This window comes from Burkholderia sp. SIMBA_062, from assembly GCF_046534765.1.
GTDB lineage: Bacteria > Pseudomonadota > Gammaproteobacteria > Burkholderiales > Burkholderiaceae > Burkholderia > Burkholderia ambifaria.
This window is the reverse complement of the sequence record NZ_JAWRYD010000159.1, coordinates 1-333: the sequence shown is the minus strand read 5'-3', so window position 1 is coordinate 333 and position 333 is coordinate 1. Positions and strand designations below refer to the sequence as shown.

At 65.5% G+C, this 333-nt stretch carries 1 protein-coding gene; it reads left to right on the top strand.

What is annotated here, in order from left to right; genetic code table 11:
- Positions 1-333: cytochrome b (locus SB786_RS35845; RefSeq protein ID WP_410731523.1), on the top strand; the 333-nt coding region annotated here is incomplete at both ends.

The window sequence follows — 333 nt, the reverse complement described above, 5'->3', positions numbered from 1 at the left end:
CTCATTGCGTGGCACCTTGCGATTGGTACGGCACTCATTGCGGCCATGGCTGTACGGGTCGTCTGGCGCGTCACGCACAGGCCACCTCCGGGCACACTGCCGCCGCTGCTGGCCACCGTTTCTCGCTCCACGCACTTCCTGCTTTATGCCGCGCTGATTGCGGTTCCGCTGCTTGGCTGGGCCAACGCATCGTCACGAGGGTGGAAAGAGACGGTCTTCGGCGCACTACCGTTGCCAGCGCTCGTGCCCACCGGATCAACCGCCGGACATGCGATGGGAGACATCCATGGCGCGCTCGCCTGGGCGCTGCTGGTGCTGATCGGCGTGCATGTC